Genomic DNA, 17,881 nt, shown 5'->3' on the forward strand with positions numbered 1-17,881 from the left:
TGGCGATGGGTGCGGCAAGCAAGGGTAAAGAGGGAAGCATGACGCAGCAAGCAAGCCGCAAGGCAGCCGGACCTGGGCAGATCGCCAGGCACAAGCGCAACCGGCTGATGCGCAGCTGTTCCGCCTTCGCGGCGGCAATCGTCCTGAGCGGGTTGTGGGGCAACGCTGCCCAGGCGCAGATGGTAACGCCGCCGGTGGCATCACGTCCGGCTGCCAATCCCGCGTCGATCCTGCAGATGCGCAGCGCGCCGGAAGTGCGCAGCATCGCCGATGCAAACCTGATCGCCGATTCGCGGATTACGCTGCAAGCACCGGTCGTCCCGCGTCCGCAGCCCGCGCCGCAACCGGCCAATCCGCCATTGCGCACCGCAGCGATTCCCGACCAGAACCGCATCATGGAAGGTTCGGCAGGGACCGTTGTCCCCGGCGGACCGGCTCCGGTTGTTGGTGCGCGAGCGAATGCGACCGTCTCGGCGCAGGGCAGCTTCGCCGTATCTTCGGGCAGCGCGACGATCAATCGCGACGCGCTCAAGGACCAGGTCCAGGTCACGACATCCCAGGCGATCATCAACTGGACGACCTTCGACACGGCGACACTGGCAACGACCGACAGCTATATCAATTTCCTGCCAGCGGGAACCGAGCTCGAATTCATCGGCACCGGTGCGAACTACACCGTGCTCAACCGTGTATTCGGAACGCCCGATGCCGGCGGTGAATATCGCGGCATAGCGTTCAACGGCACGGTCACCAGCCGCCTGTCGGATGCCGGCCCGATCGGCGGCAACGTCTGGTTCTACAGCCCCGGCGGGATTCTGGTGAACAACGGCGCCGCATTCAATGTCGGCAGCCTCGTGCTCAGCGCGAGCGCCATCAACGCCATCACCGGCGGCGGGACGACGATCGATTTCACCGGGGTGACGCAATCCGACAGCGCGATCCTGATCGCCAATGGGGCGAACATCAACGCGCTCAATCAGGGCAGCTATGTTGCGATGGTTGCGCCGCGGATCGAGCAGGCAGGTACCGTCACGGTCAACGGTTCGGTAGCCTATGTCGGCGCCGAACAGGCGCAGCTCAGGATCGACAACGGCCTGTTCGACATCGCCATCGGGCTCGGCACCGAAGATGCCAACGGCGTAGTACACACCGGCACCACCACCGGGCCTGCCCGGCAGGTCACGCAGGGCACCAACAATATCCTGACCGATCCGGACGGGCAGGGCATCTACATGGTCGCGGTGCCGAAGAACACCGCGCTAACCATGCTGGTCGGCGGCTCGATCGGGTACCAGCCGGCATCGAATGCCTCGATGACGCCCAACGGCGTGCTGGTGCTCGGCTCGGGCACCGATGTCCAAAGCGATGTCGATATCCGTTCGGGCACCCAGACAATCCAGTTCGACGGCCGCGATGCGGTCGACGGCGGCGGAATACGGATGGCGGGCGCTACGCTGACCTCCGACATGACGGCCTTCGCATCGGGCCAGTTCGCGCTCACGGTGGGTAACAACCAGGCTTTCACCATGGGCGGCGATGGCCGAGGCGGATATTCGCTCGACGCGACCGGCGGCGCGGGCATCGTCGTGAGCGCAATCGGCAATGGTTCGATCGACATCCAGGGCGATCTCACGCTCGACAGCGGTCAGGACCAGTCGGTCGGCGCGCCGATTTCGATTACGGCTGCGGTCGACCCCGGCAGCCCGACGGGACCTGCAGGCACGATCAATATCGGCGGCAGCCTGGTCGCCGATTCGTCGGGCGTGGGCCGGGACGACTTTTTCGTCATCCGCCAGAACGGTAACACCGGCATTGGCGAGGACGCCGTTGGCGGCGATATTTCGCTCACCGTGTCGGGCGGCGGCAGTATTTCGGTGGGTGGCGATACCACGCTCGACGCTTCGGCGCAGGGCGGCAAAGGCGAGTTTCGCAGCGGATCTTCGACCGGCGGCGATGTTTCGATTCTCGTGACGGGGGCGACGTCCAGCCTGAACCTGCCCAATTTCGTGCAGATTTCGACCAACGGGATCAATGCCGAATCGCTGAAGCCCGGCGGTGGTGGTTCCGCAGACCTTGGCGCGGACAGCACAGCGGGCAATTTCTCGCTGATCGTCAATGGTGGGAGCCTCGATCTCGGTTTCGCCCAGATCGACACCAGTGCCGATGCGACGAGCGGGAGCGACGCGACGCAAGCGCAGGAAAACTCCGCTCGCGCAGGTGACGCAACCTTCCGCTTTACCGGCGGGTCGCAGGATATCGGCGGCATCCGGGTTTCCGGCAATGCCAGCTCGGGAACCTCGTTCGACGCGAACGGGAATCGAATCAATGCTCCGGTTACGCTGGGCGAGCTGACCTTCGAGCTCGATGGATCGCAAACGTCCTTCGGCCAGGATTTTTCCGTATTCTCGGGCACCGGCACCGGTGATACCGCTCCTGCGACCACCACCAGTTTCACCGTAACCAACGGCGCGAACGTCTCGGTTGGCGGGGACTTCTTCTACGATACCAACAACCTCAATGATTCGGTTGTCCTGACGGTCGACCAGGGTTCCATTTTCGACATCGACGGGTCTCTCGTATTTGCTTTCGCGGGCCGTACCGCCGACATCGCTTCCGACCGGGGCGTCGACATCACGATCAATGTCGATAACGCTTCCTTGCTGGCCAATTTCGTAGCGCTCGACAGTTCGATCGAGAACGATTCCTTCGATAACCTCGGCACTGCCGGCGGCGACATTGCGCTCAACCTGACCAATGGCGCCGTGTTCGATGCGGGCTTCACTTCGATTTCGTCCAACGCGCGCGGGAGGGCCTTGGGGAGCTCGGCGACCGGGGGCAATGTTACGATCACGGTCGATTCGAGCACCTTCCGCTCCACCGGCGGCGTCGACATTTCGGCCAATGGTGTCGCAGCCCAGAGCAATATCGATCCGTCGGACGGAACTTCGAGCGGGCAGGGCGGCAGTGTCCGGTTCGTCGCCACTGGCACCAACCCCTTGGTCGACATCGGCGACCTGTTCATCTCTGCCGACGGCCGCTTCAACTTCGGGTTCGAGGAGGCCTCGTTCCTCGCGCCGATCGGCGGACCTAGCGGCCCTGTCGGCGTCGCGGCAGGCACCCTTGCGGTGCCGGAGGCGGCTGGCGGGCTGGGCGATGGTGGAGACGCATCGGGCGGCACCGTCGAAATGACAATCGAGACCGGCACGTTCAATGCCGCCTCGGTGACCGTCAGTTCGTCCGGCTTCGGCGAGAACGGGACGAGCGATATCATCGACGACGGTATCAACCCGCCGGTTGCTTTTGCCGGAAGCGGTGGCTCAGGCACCGGCGGCACTGTCACCTTCAACATGGTCGGCGGTACGGCGAATATCGATTCGCTGACGGTTTCGGCCAACGGGCTCGGCGGTAACGGGGCGTTCTCCGACGAGACCATCGGTATGCCGGCCGGTGACGGCGGCAACGGCACCGGCGGCAGCGCGACAATCAACGCGAGCGGCGGTACGCTCAACGTCACCAATGGCATCGCATTGCAGGCACTCGGCAACGCCGAGATCTTCGATTTCGGTTTTCCCTTCACTTCGATCCAGGGCAATGGCGGGACCGGTTTCGGGGTCGCTGCGGGCAATGGGGGCGCGGGCGAAGGGGGCTCGGCCACGCTCAATCTTGTCGGCAATGCTGCGTCGGTGAACGCGGCGACGATCGAGATTTCGGCCGATGCTTATGGCGGTGAGGGCGGCTCCTCTTTCACGACCTTCTCCGCGGGGGTCCCGATCCCCGGCCAGACCGGCGGCAGCGGGGGCGATGCAACAGGCGGGACGGCGATACTCAACCATAACGCCGGGGCGATCGATTCCAACTCGGTCACGGTCACGACCGGTGCCATCGGTGGAGACGGCGGATCGAGCTTTGGTCTGTCGACCGGCCAGTCGGTCGGCAGCGGCGGGCGGGGCGGCAATGCCGCCGGCGGGACCTCGACGATCAACCTCAACCAGGACGATGCATCCAACCCGACCTATTTCGTGCGCTCGGTCTCCACTGGGGGCCAGGGCGGCGGCGGGCTGCTCAGCGGCGCTGGCGGCAACGGCACCGGCGGGACTGCGGAACTGCTGGTCAACAACTTCGATGTGAGCCTGAGCTCGGCGGTCCTCGACACCTCGGGAACCGGCGGCGACGCCGGGCTGAACGACGGCGAAGCCGGAACCGGTGGAGCAGGCGGCGCGGGCACCGGCGGCACCGTACGCCTGGTCGTCGACGGGCCGAACGGCGAGCTCACCTCCGATTCGCCGATTGCTATATCATCGTCCGGCCGGGGCGGCGCGGGATCTGCCGGTGGCGACAGTTTCAACGACATCGACCCGGGCGGCAACGGCGGCAACGGGGGCCTGGGTACCGGTGGACGGGCCGAGGTATTCACGACCAACGGCGGTTTGCTCGACCTCGCGCTGGACCGGGGCATAATCGATACGGCCGGCACCGGCGGGTCCGGCGGGGCCGGGGGCAATGGCCCGATCTTCACCGGCGGCAACGGCGGTCGCGGCGGCGGTGCGGTGGGCGGTGCGATCGTCCTCGGTTCGAGCGGCGGCGGCGATATGACCGTCAGCGGGCCTTCGACCACTGTCACGCTGCAAGCCGGTGCGACCGGCGGACGGGGCGGCGATGGGGGCCTCGGCGCAGGCGGATCGACCGGGCTGGTCGGTGTGAATGGCAATTCGGCCGGCGGCACGATCGATGTGACGGCCGATGGCGGACGGCTCGCCTTCAACGCGCAGCTCGCGGCCATCACGAGCGCGATTGGCTTTGCCGACACGCGGCCCGGCTCTGCCGGGGGTGACGCGGACGGCGGTGCCATAACCATCGACGCGCTCGGTGCCGGCAGCGAGCTGGTCGTCACGGGCGGCATCTTTGCCGATGCATCGGCGGCTGCCGCGCAGGGCGTGAGCGGGCTTGGTGCAGGTGTCGGAGGTTCCGCTGCGGGCGGCTCGATCGACATCGTTCTGGCAGAGGGTTCGACGGTCGACATCGCGTCGATCGATGTGCTCGCCAGCGGAACCGGTGCCTTTGGCAACGGCGGCGGTTCGGGCACCGGCGGCGATGTCCAGATCGCAATTGCGGCCGATGCATCCTCGCTGACCTCGATCAATGTCGATGTTAGGGCGACCGGCGGGAGCAGCGGCACAGTGACCGGTTCGGGCCCCGGCCAGAACGGTAGCGCCGGCGGCGATGCGCAGGGCGGCACAGCGGTGGTGGTGGTCGAGGGTACGGGGCCACTGCTGGACAGCCTGACCGGCTTCGCCCTCAATGCGTCGGCGACGGCCGGAAATGGCGGCAGAGGCAGCGCCAGCAACGGGCTGGTCAACGGCTATCTCGGAGGCAATGGCGGCAATGCGACCGGCGGAACGGCCAGCCTTTCCATCGCGGGCGACGGGGCGAGCCTGACGGTCGATGCGCTCGCGTTCAGTCTGCGCGCCGACGCGACCGGGGGCACCGGCGGAGCGGGCGGGGACAACTTTACCGGCGGCACCATCGGTCCGGGCGGCGTCGTGATCAATAACCGGGGCGGCAATGGCGGGATCGGCGGCGCGGGCACCGGCGGTACCGTCGCGCTCGAGGCTGGCAGCGGGTCGACCATGACGCTGCAGCAGTCGTCTGGACCCTTTGAATTGGCTGCGAGCGGCATCGGCGGTCGCGGCGGCAGCGGCGGCAACCTCGACCTGACCAACGGCGGGATCCAGGGCACCGGCGGCGATGGCGGAACCGGCACGGGTGGATCGCCGCAGCTGATCGCGACCGGCGGCACGATCCAGGGCGATGACGTCAGCCTCACCGCGATCGGCGTGGGCGGCGACGGCGGACTGGGCGGCGACGATGGCAACGCAACACTCGGCCCCAGCGGCAACGGCGGCAATGCGTTCGGCGGCACGCCATCGGTCGAAACGCAGGACGGCAGCCCCGGGATCATCACGCTCGGCAATCTGCTGATCGATGCAACATCGCTGGCCGGCGGCGGCACGTTCCAGGGCATTGCACTGGGCGGGCAAGTCACAATCACCGATGCCTCGGTCGATCCGCTGGGCCTCATCAGCATGGACTCGCTGACCGTGCTGGCGAACGGCAACGCCACCACGTCGGGCTATCCCTCGCTTACCATCAGCAGTGGCAGCGGGCCGATCACCGTGACAAACAATGTCAGCGCCGATGTATCGGGCGACATCCTTCTCAACTTCGACGACGACGGCCAGTTGCTGGTCGGCGGTTCGAGCTCGCTCTTCGCTGGCGGTGACATCATCGTCACGCACACCAACAATGGCGGCACGATTTCGCTCGAGAACAGCGGAAACATCTTCGCCCTTGCGGGCGGAAATTTCGACGCGCAGCCCGGATCGATCATTTCCGGCCGCGAGGTGTCCCTGCTCGCGCGCGGCGACGTGAGCGTGGACGACGTTCGTGCAGTGCCAAATCTGCAGATCGTCGCCGGGCAGAATGCCTTCGTGAACAACGCGATCGCCACCGGCCCGCAGGGCACCGCAAACTTCGGCGGCATCCTGATCGAGGCGGGCCGCGATCCCTTCGGCAGTTCGCAGTACGACCCGAACAGCCGCGTAGAGATTGCGGGTACGGTCGATTCCTATTCCGACATCATCGTCTTCACCGGCGGCGAGGCGCGTTTCCTCGCTGGATCGACAACGGTCGCCAACGATCTTCTTTCGGTCGGCACCGGCGGCGACATCATCGTCGAGAGCGGTGCCAGCCTCATCGCGGCGCGCAGCCCGTCGACCCCGCCCGACCCCGCCGATCCGTTCGGCGGCGGGGCCTATATGGACCTGTTCGCGGGGGCCCTTTCCGGATTCCTGACCTCGCCACCGGGCTCGATCGCGTCGATCGTGGTCGATGGATCGCTCGACGCAAACACCGGCGCGATCATTGCGCGGGGCAATGCGATCGACGGGCTCGACGGCAGCTTCACCGCCAGTTCGATGGCGTTCGATATCATCGATGCGCCGGTAGACGGTGTACCGCAGGACGATGACGGCGGCCTGCTCTCCGCGAATTGCCTGGAAGGCAATATCTGCCTCGGCAGCATCATCGCCGACAATGTCATCGAAATCGGTCAGGCGAGCAACAACGATGTCATCCAGCTGATCGTTCAGCAGGGCACAGTCGATGCCAACACTATCCTCATCACCACTCGCAACGACATCGTGATGGGCACCAATGGCATCGCGACCACGCTCAATGCCGCCGACCTGTTCAGTGTCGAGAGCATCCAGGGCGATGTCGATCTGCGCGACGCGGCGATTTCCAGCAACCAGATCCTCGTCGCAGCAGGCGGCAGCCTCGAGGGCAGCGGTTCCTTGGTGAGCGATACCGATATAGGGATCACCGTGGGTGACAGTCTCTCGGCTTCGGTCATCGATACCGGCGGCGAACTCACCACGGTTGCCGAAGTTGCCGGAGATACCGAGGGCTTCTATTCGGTACCGAACAACATCACCATCGGATCGCTCACTGTCGGCACGGGCGACGTAAACTTCGACGCCGGGGGCAATATCGATATCGGTTTGATCAACGTGCCGGGCACCGACATCATCCTCACCGCCCCCGGCCTCGTCCAGCTCGGCTTCACCGGTAGTGCGAACAACATCGATCTCGACGGCGGGTTCGTTTCGGTTGGCGATATATTTGCCTTCGGCCAGATCGGGATCGTCTCGGGTTCGGAAGTGCAGATCGGATCGGCGACCGCCGGCGATACGCTCACTATCGATTCGCTGGGCAATGTCTCGTTCTCCGCCTTGCAAGCCGGCAGCGACCTCATCGTGACCGCGCCTGGCTCGATCAGCGGGGGTGACCTGTTTGCCGGATCGCTGAGGCTCGACGGCGGGTTCATCGCCATCGGCACCGCGAGCGCTGCGACAATCGACTTCGTCAGCGCGAGCGACATCCTGTTCGACCTATTGCAATCGTCCAGTCCGATCCTGCTTACTGCCGCCAACGGCCGGATCGCGGCGCACACCGGATCGGGCGATATCGAGAGCGACAGCGACGTGACGCTCGATGCCCAGGAAATCGCGGTGGGCAATATCACCTCGGGTGGTTCGGTCTTGGCGAACGCGACCGTGGGCGACGCCAGCTTCGGCACGATCGATGCGATCGCCGACATCACGGTGGACGCGGCGGGCTCGCCGGTGCTTGCCAACGCGATCAGCGGCGGGAATACCAGCATCACCGGGGCTTCGGTCACCTTCAACAACGGCACGATCGGCGGCGATCTTTCGCTGACCGCCACCGGTGGCGACATCGACGGCAACGGCGCGGTGACGGTGGGCGGCGGCATTGCGCTCGACGCGGCGGGCAATGTCGGCTTCGGCGATCTCGCAGCGAATGGCGGAAGCTTCACCGTCGCTGCCGGGGGCGATATCAGCTTCGGCAGCGCGAGCGCGGCAAGCGATATCGTGATGACGACACCCGGTATCCTCGACGGCGGCAACCTCAGTGCAGGCGGGACGCTGTCGCTCGATGCGGGGAGCGTCGCCTTCGATACCGGCAATGCAGCGCTGATCGACATCACCAGCAGCACCGATATCCGCTTCAACGCGCTCACTTCGCCCAGCGCGATCACACTGACTGCGGCCAACGGGACGATCGGGAACAATGGCGGAAGCGGCGATATCGACAGCGACGGCGATGTCGACCTGCTGGCGCTGACGATCGATCTCGGCAACATCACCTCGGGCGGCTCGGTCGGGGCGCAAGCGACTTCGGGCGATGCGACCTTCGGGGTCGTGGACGCTGCGAACGACATCACCATTGCGGCCAGCGGCACGCCCACTCTCGCCAATGCGATCAGCGGCGGCGACACCAGCATCACCGGGGCGTCGGTCACCTTCAACAACGGCACTATCGGCGGGAACCTCGCGCTGACGGCGACGGCAGGCGACATTGCCAGCGACGGAACGGTAACCGTCGGCGGCGGGATCGCGCTCGACGCGGCGGGCAATGTGACCTTCGGTTCGCTTGCCGCAGAGGGCGGCGATTTCACCATCACCGCAGGCGGTGATATCTTTGCCGACCATGCCGAAGCGAGCGGCAATTTCAACGCGAACGCCGGGGGCGATTTCACCACCGGACTGAACTCGATCATCACCGGCGGGGACATCGTCATCGCTGCGGGCGGAGTTGCCGATCTCGGCAATTCGAGCGCGGGCGGCCTGGTCGATGTCAGCGCGCAGCAGATCGATTTCGTCAGCGTTGCTGCCGGACAGACGGTGACACTGGTCACCGCGCAGGGCACGCAATCGCCGCCTGTCGGTAACGGCAACATTACCGGGCAGACAGTCACTGCCGGATTTGGCGAGAGCCTGATCCGCGCGACCGACGGGGGTGACATTGCGATTTCGGGCACGATCACGGCGGACGGCGTGCAAGTCATTGCCGATGCCGGGACGATCACCAGCGGCGGGCTGAACACGCGGCTGTTTGCCGTGCTGAACGCCGCCGGTGCGATCATGCTGACCGGAAATTCGGTCGGCACCAACACATTCTTCGCGGAGGGTGCGAGCGTTCAGCTCGGCAACTCGACGATCACCAATGGCAATGTTTCGCTCGTCGCCCGCAGCGGCGATGTAACCGGGACGGGCCAGATCGATGCCAACGGCGAACTGGTGGTCAGCGCCGCACAATCTGTCTCGCTGACCGGCGACCTCATCGCGGCATCGGGCATCAGGATCAATGCAACCGGCATCGCGTTGAACAACGCCACATCCGCCGGGGGCATCCAGCTGGTCGCGACCAGCGGCGGTGCTACCTCGCCGGGTCGGGTCCAATCGGGTTTCGACCTGTTCGTCCAGACTTCCGGCGGGGCCGATCTCAACGAGCTCGTCGCCGGAGACGACATCGTGTTCTTCGGATCGGGCGATATATCAATCGCGCGGATGGAGGCCACGGGTGAAAATCCTCAGGGCGAAGAAGTCGGCAGCAACGGCACCTTCACGATCACCGGCAATGTGTTCGTCGGAGAGGCGCAGATCGCCGATGATCTCGTGGCCAATGTGACGGGCGATTTCACCACCGGGCTGAACTCGATCATCACCGGCGGCAATATCCTCATCAATGCGGGCAATATCGTTAATCTCGGCAATTCGAGCGCGGGCGGCCTGATCGACGTGCAGGGTAGCGAGATCCAGTTCGCCAGCCTCGATGCGGGCTCTACGGTCGATCTGCTCACAGCGACCACCTCCAACACCGTAAGGGGCAATGGCAATATAGCCGGTGGCGCGATCGATGCGGGAACTGGGGCGAGCAGCCTCGTTGCGATCGGCGCGATCAATCTGACCGGGCCGGCAACCATCGGCGGCAGCCTGGTGGTCGACGCGGGCGGCGATGTCGTCTTCCCGAGCGCGAATACCGGCAGTGATCTGATCGTGACCGCTGGCGGCAGTATCGCTCATGGCGGTGCGACCTCCGGCGGCGAGCTCGACTTCGTTGCTACGGGCGACATCCAGGGCACCGGCGACCTGCTATCGGTCGGAGCGATGCGGATATCTTCGCTGGACGGTTCGGTCATCGGGCAGCTGTTCTCCTCGGCGGGGAACGTGTCGATCGATGCTGCCGGTCTGGTGACATTCGACACCGTTTCGGCCAATGGCGACATCGGCATCGAGGCGGGCGGACCGGTCAGCGGCGAACTGCTGCGGGCCGGTTCGTCGATCCAGGTCCAGACCTCCGATGCGATCACCGTGGATACGGTGGACAGCGCCAACACCAGTCCCGGCGGCGTGTTCCTCGTCGGTGACCAGGGCATCACCCTGCGCGTGCTGAGCGGGGTCGAAGCCACTCTGACCTCGTCAAGCGGCGACGTCAGAGTGACCGAAGACGTCATTCTCGATAACTTCGTGCAGGCCACCGGCGAGAGCGTCTTCCTGCGTTCGGCCCACGATCTCACGGTGCAGGCGGAAGCCACCGTTTCGACGATCGACATCGAGACCACTGGCGATCTCGATGTCGAGCGCGCCGACGCTCCGGGCGACATCCGGCTTTACAGCACCGGAGGGACGACCACGCTGAGCAATGTGATCTCGGGCGGTCTTGCTCCCCCGCAGGGCAGCAGCCAGCGGGTCACCGGCGGCTCGAACGTCGATATCTTCGCGGCGGCCGATGTGGTGGTGCGCGACCGGGTTTCGGCGACCGGCGATCTGCGCATCCGGGCAGGCGACCTGGTCGACCTGCAGGCGGCTGCCACCGGCACAACGATCGAGGTGATCTCGAGCGATATCGCCATCGGCACCGGCGGCTCGCTCGGCGAAGCAAACCGTACCGAGTCGATCGTCTTCACCCCGCTGACCACCGAAGCGACGCTTGGCGGCGAAAGCAGCAGTTCGACCGGATACCGGCTCGACAATTCCGAATTCGCCCGCGTGTTCAGCGCCGGCGAGGTCAGCTTTGCCGTGTCGGGGTCGAGTTCGGGCGGGGCAGTGCTGACAATCGACGACCTCGATATCGTCGCAGGCAGCGGTAGCTCGGCAACGAGCAACAACATCGGGCAGGACGGCATCTTGCGCCTCGAGTCCGATGGCGAAATCGAAATTGTCGGCAGTCTCACGGTGACCGGCGCAACTGCGGATACGCAGCTGCAGCTCAGTGCGGACGAGACGATCCTGATCGACCTGGCCAACGGCGGGTTGTTCGTGCTCGACGGCAACAACGGGCTTGCGGGTTCGATCGTCGCAGTGGCCTCGAATTTCCTCGCGGTCACGCCCGAAGCGCTGGCGGCAATCGAGGGGCTTCCGGTGGCGGATATCGATGACCGGCTGGCACAGAACGACGGGGTGGACCGCCCCGACGGGGTCATCCGCGCCGACAGGCTCACCATCGGGACGACCGACAGCCAGGTGTTCATCCAGAACACCGCCCCCGGCACGGCATTCGACGACCGGCGCGGCTTCACGGTCAACAGCCTGACGATCAACGACCTGGTCGATCCCAACCTGCCGATCGTGATCAACGGTGTGGTGGGCAGCGCGACCGGGGTATCGGCCATCGCGGTGACGACCATCAACACCGCCTTCGATCCGGCTTCGACCATCAACGGCTGCCTGATCGCCAACCCGTCGAGCTGCACGGTCACCTCGCATTCGGACGGACCCAGCGACGATCCGCTGCAGGACCTGCTCGACGACCAGTTCGACGGCGACACGCCGACCGGCGGCACGATCGACACCACGCTGGTCGAACTGCGCGAAGACCCGCTGCGCAGCGACGACCCGCTGATCGACGAGCCGGTGACCGGCGCGGGCAATGAAGACCTGTGGGACTTCGGCAGCGACGAGGACGAAGACTGCGAACCCGCTGAGGACGGCACCTGCATCGCGGAGGCGGCCGAATAGAAGCTAACGCCTTGACCGCCGGCCAGAGCCGCGTGCAAGGCGCGCAGCGATGACCGACGCACCTCTCAAGCTGTTGAACAGCCTGACCCGCCAGCTGGAGGAGTTCCAGCCCGTCCACCCCGGCGAGGCACGGGTCTATTCGTGCGGGCCGACGGTCTACAACTACCAGCATATCGGCAATATGCGCGCTTACGTGTTCGCCGACACGCTGGGGCGGGTGCTGCAATGGAAGGGCTACAAGCTCACCCACGTGATCAATATCACCGATGTCGGCCACCTCACCTCCGACGCCGACGAGGGCGAGGACAAGATGGAGAAGATGGCCGCGCGCGAAGGCAAGAGCGCGTGGGATATCGCGAAATTCTACCAGCAAGATTTCGAGCGCGACCTCGCGCGGCTCAACGTGCAGCCCAAACAGCATCCGCGCGCGACCGAATATGTCGAAGCGATGATCGCATGGGGCGAGAGGATCGCGCCGGAGCATTGCTACGAACTGGAGAGCGGGCTCTATTTCGACGTATCGACCGTGGCCGACTATGGCCGGCTGGCGCGCGCGGTGACCGAGGACGGGGAGGGCCGGATCGAAAGCGTCGAAGGCAAGCGCAACGCCGCCGATTTCGCCATCTGGCGCAAGACCCCGCCGGGCGAGACGCGGCAGATGGAATGGGACAGCCCGTGGGGCAAGGGCGCGCCCGGCTGGCATCTCGAATGCTCGGTGATGGGCGAGGCGCTGCTTGGCTTTCCGTTCGACATCCACACCGGCGGGATCGACCACCGCGAGATCCACCATCCGAACGAGATCGCCCAGAACCAGGCCTATTGCTGCACGAATGGCTTGGATGATGCGCGCAATTCGGGCGCGAAGATCTGGATGCACAACAACTTCCTGGTCGAGCGCAGCGGCAAGATGTCCAAGTCCTCGGGCGAATTCCTGCGGCTGCAACTGCTGGTCGACAAGGGCTTCCACCCGCTCGCCTACCGTATGATGTGCCTGCAGGCGCATTACCGCAGCGAGCTGGAGTTCTCGTGGGAGGGGCTGGAAGCGGCGCTGGTGCGGTTGAAGCGGATGGTGATGGGGGTCGAGCGACTGAAAGCGAAGTATCGAGAGCGGAACACCTCCGATTGGATCCCGGAAGTCCTGAAAGGAGAATGGACACTCTGGAAGTATGTGAGTCTAAAGTTCGATGATCTAACTAGCGTACGCAATCTCCTCGTGATCGACCAGAGCATGTGCAACGATCTAAATACGCCAATTGCTGTGTCAGAGATTGAGCTAATCCTCGGCCCCGGTTCGGAGTACCAATCAGCGTCTGACCGCTTGAATAGTATCGCCGCAATCGACGACGTCCTCGGCCTCGACCTCCTGAACCTCACCCGCGCTGACCTCCGCATCCGCCCCAACACCGCGCAAATCACCGAGACCGAAATCGAGGCCGCGCTGGCCGAGCGCAAGGAAGCCCGTGCCGCGAAGGATTTCGCCCGCTCCGACGCACTGCGCGACGAGCTCGCGGCCAAGGGGGTCGAGGTGATGGACGGCGACCCGCTCGGCTGGGAGTGGAAGCTGGATTGACCTTGCAAATCCGTTTCGGGTGAATAAAACAGTTGCATGCTGCAACCTATCTTCTGGCTCATCCTCGCCGCCGTTCACGCCATGCCCGCCCTGGCATTCTTCCGGCCCGCGCAGATGCAGTCGCTTTACCGGGTCGGTCCGGACAATCCGCTGTTCCTGCTCATGCATCACCGCGCGGCGCTGTTTCTGGCTGTGTTCATCACTTGCATTATCGCGGCATTTCATCCGCCGAGTCGTCCGCTAGCCAGCGTTGTGGCCGCTATCAGCATGACCTCCTTTCTGTTTCTTTGGTGGCGCGCCGGTTGTCCGCCCCAGCTCAAGATGATTGCTACCGTCGATCTGCTTGGTATGCCCGTGCTAGTGCTCGCTGCTGCTTTCGCCTTCGGTTTGATTGGTCGATGAAGCTCTGGCGTCTCACCCGTGCGCCATACTTGGCACTCGACGGATCGGGGCCGGAGAAGCATGGTGCGCGCTGGGTTTCGCCCGGTAGGCCGGTGGTCAACTTCGCCTCGGAACCCGGCCTCGCGGTGCTGGTGGTGCTGCGCTACCTGCCGCACGATCTTGCGGGCATCGACGAAGATTATCGGCTCGGCTGGACCGAGATCGATGCCACGCCGGAACGCCTGCCTTTCGTTGCAGATCCCGCCGATAAGCGCCGCATCGGCGACGACTGGCTCGCTTCGGGTCGCACGCTGCTGGCGGCGGTACAGTCCGCTGTCCTGCCCGAAGCCGATGTGGTCATGATGAATCCACGCCACCCGGATGCTGCATCGGTGCCGGCCCTCCAGACCCGACCGTTCGACTTCCGCGAGTGTCTCAAGCTGCCCGACTGGCAGGATTGATCCCAAGCCGCTTGCAGATTCGGCAGGCATGCGGTCATGTGCAGCCAGACGAGAGGACACCGCCGACATGCCCACCGCCGTACTCAGCGCCCTGATCCGACCGATGGTCGAGCATCGCATCCCTGCGGGGGTCGATGCGCGCTATTTCGCCTCGCTTGACGAGATGTTCGCGCTCGCGCCCGAGGCGGAGATCGGCTGGTTCGATCTCAACGACAAGGAGCCGATGGCCGAGGCGGTGCGCCGCGCGACCAATCTGAAGTGGCTCAATTCGATCTATGCCGGATTGGATTTCCTGCCGCTCGACCTGCTGCACCAGCGCGGGGTCAAGGTGACCAATGGCGCGGGGATCAACGCGATCGCGATCGCCGAATATGTCACCATGATGATGCTGGTCCACGCCAAGGGCTATCGCGATGTGGTGCGCGCGCAGGACCGGCACGAATGGCTGCTCGACAGTCCGGGCAAGATCGAACTGCCCGGCACCCGCGCGCTCTTGCTGGGCTATGGCGCGATCGGGCAGCAGATCAGACCGCGGCTCGAAGGGCTGGGGGTCGAGGTCGTTCCCGTGCGGCGTTCGGGGGCGGACGGCGCGCTGGGGCCGGACGAGTGGCGGGCGCGGCTCGGCGAGTTCGACTGGGTGATCCTCGCGGTCCCGGCAACCCCCGAAACCGACGGCATGATCGGCGCGGCGGAACTGGCGGCGATGAAAAGCAGCGCGGTACTGGTGAACATCGCGCGCGGGGCGGTGGTCGACCAGAAGGCGCTGATCGCCGCGCTCGAAGCGAAGGCGATCGGTGCCGCACTGCTCGATGTTTGCGAGCCCGAACCCCTGCCGTCCGACCACCGGCTGTGGGACCTCGAAAACGCGCATGTCACCATGCATCTGTCGGGCCGGGCGCAGAATTCGATGTTCGTCCGCTCGGCCGAACGGTTTCTCGCCAATCTCGACGCCTATCTCAATGGCGGCGAGCTGAGCCCGCTGTTCGATCCCGCGCGCGGTTATTGAGCGGAAACAGAGTGCGCCCTTTAAGGCGCATCGCTTGCTCCTCCGTGCAACCCCATACGCTTGTCATCCCCGCGAATACGGGATCCAGGGCGCACGCGGTTCCATGGATTCCCGCCTTCGCGGGAATGACAAAAGAAGCAGAATTTGCGCTCGGGCGTCCGATTGCGCAGCATATGCTCGCAATGTGCTTTAGGGCGGTGACTCCTGCCCTGCCTTTTGTTAGGCCGTTCAACCAGAGCGGAAGGGATTCCCGAACCGCCGGCGGTCGCGACCGAAATTCACTGGAAACGCCCATGCGGGGCGTTGTGAGGGGACACACGCGATGGCCGATCTGACGAAAGCTTCCGACCTTTTCATCCAATGCCTCGAGGAAGAGGGGGTCGAGTATATTTTCGGCGTTCCGGGCGAGGAAAACCTCGACATGCTGGACAGCCTGTCGCGCTCGACCAAGATCAAGCTGATCCTCACCCGGCACGAGCAGGGCGCCGGTTTCATGGCCGCGACCTACGGCCGACACACCGGCAAGACCGGGGTGTGCATGGCGACGCTCGGCCCGGGGGCGACCAACTTCGTCACCGCCGCCGCCTACGCTCAGCTCGGCGGGATGCCGATCCTGATGGTCACCGGGCAGAAGCCGATCAAGAAATCGAAGCAGGGCCGGTTCCAGATCCTCGACGTGGTGGGCATGATGAAGCCGATCACTAAGTTCACCCACCAGCTCGCCAGCGCGGACAACATCCCCAGCCGTGTGCGCGAGGCGATCCGCCTGGCCGAAGAGGAAAAGCCGGGTGCCACGCACATCGAATTTCCTGAAGACATTGCCGAGGAAAAAACCGATTCGGTGCCGCTCCAGCGCAGCCATGTCCGCCGCCCGACCGCCGATGTGAAATCGATCCGCGTTGCAGTGAAGGCGATCGAGGCAGCGAATTCGCCGGTGCTGGTGATCGGGGCGGGGGCCAACCGCACCATGACCAGCCGCATGCTGCAGCAGTTCATCGAGAAAACCGGCATCCCCTTCCTCACCACCCAGCTCGGCAAGGGTGTGATCGACGAGCGGCATCCGAAGTTCCTCGGCTGCGCCGCGCTGTCGGCGGGCGATTTCGTCCACCGTGCGGTCGAGGCGTCGGACTGCATCGTCAATCTGGGCCACGACGTGATCGAGAAGCCGCCCTTCTTCATGAAGGCCGGCGGGCCGACGGTGATCCATATCTCGACCAAGACGGCGGAGGTCGATCCGGTCTATTTCCCGCAGATCGAGGTGATCGGAGATATCGCCAACGCGATCTGGCAGATCAAGGAAGACATCGTTCCCAACGGGAGCTGGAAATTCGACCATATGCTCGCCTATCGCAAGGCGGAGGTCGATCACACCGCTCCGTTGGCCCAGGATACGCGCTTCCCGATCTTCCCGCCGCATCTGGTCCAGGCGATCCGCGATGCGCTGCCGGAAGATGCGATCATCTGTCTCGACAACGGGGTGTACAAGATCTGGTTCGCGCGCGGGTACTCCGCATACCGGCCCAACACCGTGCTGCTCGACAATGCGCTTGCCACCATGGGCGCGGGCCTGCCGTCGGCGATGATGAGCGCGATGGTCTATCCCGAACGCAAGGTAATGGCGATCTGCGGCGACGGCGGGTTCATGATGAACAGCCAGGAGATGGAAACCGCCGTCCGGCTGGGCCTCAACATGACCGTGCTGATCCTCAACGACAATTCCTACGGCATGATCCGCTGGAAGCAGGCCAACATGGGCTTCAAGGATTGGGGCCTGACCTACGAGAACCCGGATTTTGTGAAGTATGCCGAAAGCTACGGGGCGCATGGTCACCGGGTCGAGAGCGCGGCGCATCTCGCCGAACTGCTGGCGCATACGCGCGACACGCCCGGCGTGCATCTGATCGACTGCCCGGTGGATTACAGCGAGAACGACCAGATCCTCAACATCGACATCAAGGAACTGTCGAAGAAGCTCTGATCTTGTAAGCCCCTCCTCTTCAGGGAAGGGGTTGGGGTGGGGGCTGTCCGCACGGTGTCGGGCTCGCCCGTCTGTCCCCACCCCCGGCCCCTCCCCTGAAGGGGA

At 64.8% G+C, this 17,881-nt stretch carries 6 protein-coding genes; all 6 read left to right on the plus strand.

What is annotated here, in order from left to right:
• Window positions 1-38 precede the first annotated feature (38 nt).
• The 6 genes from NSO95_RS05105 to NSO95_RS05130 all read left to right on the plus strand — a co-directional run bounded on the left by NSO95_RS05105 (window position 39) and on the right by NSO95_RS05130 (window position 17,776).
• Window positions 39-12,380: a beta strand repeat-containing protein gene (locus tag NSO95_RS05105; protein ID WP_257595083.1), complete on the plus strand. Its 12,342-nt coding sequence runs from the start codon at window positions 39-41 to the stop codon at window positions 12,378-12,380.
• A 49-nt stretch (window positions 12,381-12,429) separates the two neighbouring features.
• Window positions 12,430-13,950 carry a cysteine--tRNA ligase gene (gene cysS / locus NSO95_RS05110; protein WP_257595084.1) on the plus strand — a complete coding sequence of 507 codons (1,521 nt, stop codon included), beginning with the start codon at window positions 12,430-12,432 and terminating at the stop codon, window positions 13,948-13,950.
• Between the two features lie 36 nt (window positions 13,951-13,986).
• Window positions 13,987-14,352: a hypothetical protein gene (locus NSO95_RS05115; RefSeq protein ID WP_257595085.1), complete on the plus strand. Its 366-nt coding sequence runs from the start codon at window positions 13,987-13,989 to the stop codon at window positions 14,350-14,352.
• A complete protein-coding gene (locus tag NSO95_RS05120) occupies window positions 14,349-14,792 on the plus strand; it encodes an RES family NAD+ phosphorylase (RefSeq protein ID WP_257595086.1) in 444 nt (147 codons plus the stop codon). Before NSO95_RS05115 ends, NSO95_RS05120 begins: the two co-directional genes overlap by 4 nt.
• 67 nt (window positions 14,793-14,859) lie before the next feature.
• On the plus strand, window positions 14,860-15,798 hold the full coding sequence (locus NSO95_RS05125; RefSeq protein ID WP_257595087.1) for a D-2-hydroxyacid dehydrogenase: 939 nt from the start codon (window positions 14,860-14,862) through the stop codon (window positions 15,796-15,798).
• A gap of 322 nt (window positions 15,799-16,120) precedes the next feature.
• On the plus strand, window positions 16,121-17,776 hold the full coding sequence (locus NSO95_RS05130) for an acetolactate synthase large subunit (RefSeq protein WP_257595088.1): 1,656 nt from the start codon (window positions 16,121-16,123) through the stop codon (window positions 17,774-17,776).
• Window positions 17,777-17,881: the final 105 nt, after the last annotated feature.

This window comes from Parerythrobacter lacustris, assembly GCF_024626475.1.
Taxonomy (GTDB): domain Bacteria; phylum Pseudomonadota; class Alphaproteobacteria; order Sphingomonadales; family Sphingomonadaceae; genus Parerythrobacter_A; species Parerythrobacter_A lacustris.

Excerpts from the sequence above, each read along its gene's own strand:
- NSO95_RS05105 (WP_257595083.1), top strand. The coding sequence starts at position 39 with ATGACGCAGCAAGCAAGCCGCAAGGCAGCCGGACCTGGGCAGATCGCC.
- cysS (WP_257595084.1), top strand. The coding sequence starts at position 12,430 with ATGACCGACGCACCTCTCAAGCTGTTGAACAGCCTGACCCGCCAGCTG.
- NSO95_RS05115 (WP_257595085.1), top strand. The coding sequence starts at position 13,987 with ATGCTGCAACCTATCTTCTGGCTCATCCTCGCCGCCGTTCACGCCATG.
- NSO95_RS05120 (WP_257595086.1), top strand. The coding sequence starts at position 14,349 with ATGAAGCTCTGGCGTCTCACCCGTGCGCCATACTTGGCACTCGACGGA.
- NSO95_RS05125 (WP_257595087.1), top strand. The coding sequence starts at position 14,860 with ATGCCCACCGCCGTACTCAGCGCCCTGATCCGACCGATGGTCGAGCAT.
- NSO95_RS05130 (WP_257595088.1), top strand. The coding sequence starts at position 16,121 with ATGGCCGATCTGACGAAAGCTTCCGACCTTTTCATCCAATGCCTCGAG.